The sequence below is a fragment of the Micromonospora sp. D75 genome (genome assembly GCF_018070405.1).
GTDB lineage: Bacteria > Actinomycetota > Actinomycetes > Mycobacteriales > Micromonosporaceae > Micromonospora > Micromonospora chalcea.
On record NZ_JAGPXV010001080.1, the window covers coordinates 1 to 886 of the forward strand.

The window sequence follows — 886 nt, forward strand, 5'->3', positions numbered from 1 at the left end:
AAGCTGTGCGCGCTGGCCGACCGGCTCGGCCCGGCGGCGGAGACACCTGTGGACACGGTGCTACGCGAGGGCTTCGACCTGGACGTGGACGAGTCGCTGCCCTGGGGCAGGGCGCTGGACCTGCACATCCGCGTGCACCTGCCGCTGCACCTGACCCAGCTCCGCGCCCTGCGTCGCCAGCCCCACCTCGCCTGACCGCGGGACCGCCCGCCGCCGATCCGCCCCGCCGCCGATCATGGAGTTGTGGCGGTAGACAACTCCGGCACGTCCGGCCTTCCAGGCGCCACAACTCCAAGATCGACGGGAGCGGGGCGCGGGGAACGCGGGGACGTCGCGGGGGACGCCGCGGGGGAAGGGTGGCGGAACGTGCGGCGGTAGGCGGTGGGGGCCACGCCGACCCGGGCGTGGAAGTGCTGGCGGAGCGCGGCTGTGGTGCCGAAACCTGCGTCCTGGGCGATGCGGTCGACGCTCAGGTCAGTGGTCTCCAGCAGCACCCGGGCGTGCTCGGTGCGCTGCTGGAGCAGCCACTGCGCCGGGCTGAGCCCGGTCTCGGAGCGGAAGTGCCGGGTGAACGTGCGGACGCTCATCCGCGCGTGCGCGGCCATATCGCGCAACGCCACCGGCTCGTGCAGGCGCTGCCGGGCCCACTCGCGGGTGGCGGCGGTGCCGTGGTCGGTGCCCCGGGGCACCGGCCGTTCGATGTACTGGGCCTGCCCGCCGTCCCGCCACGGCGGCACCACGCAGCGCCGGGCCGCCCGGTTGGCCGCCGCGCTGCCGTGGTCGGTGCGGACGACGTGCAGGCACAGGTCGATGCCGGCGGCCACCCCGGCCGAGGTGAGCACGCGCCCGTCGTCGACGAAGAGCACGTCGGGGTCGAGTCGTACGC

1 protein-coding gene and 1 pseudogene are annotated in these 886 nt (G+C 75.2%); one reads left to right on the forward strand and one right to left on the reverse strand.

What is annotated here, in order from left to right:
* A pseudogene (locus KBX39_RS32115) lies at nucleotides 1-195 on the forward strand (hypothetical protein); the annotation flags it as partial.
* A gap of 38 nt (nucleotides 196-233) precedes the next feature.
* Here KBX39_RS32115 and KBX39_RS32120 read toward each other — a convergent pair.
* Nucleotides 234-886, reverse strand: a 653-nt coding sequence (locus KBX39_RS32120) for a GlxA family transcriptional regulator (protein ID WP_210874185.1), incomplete at its 5' end; no start/stop codon positions are given.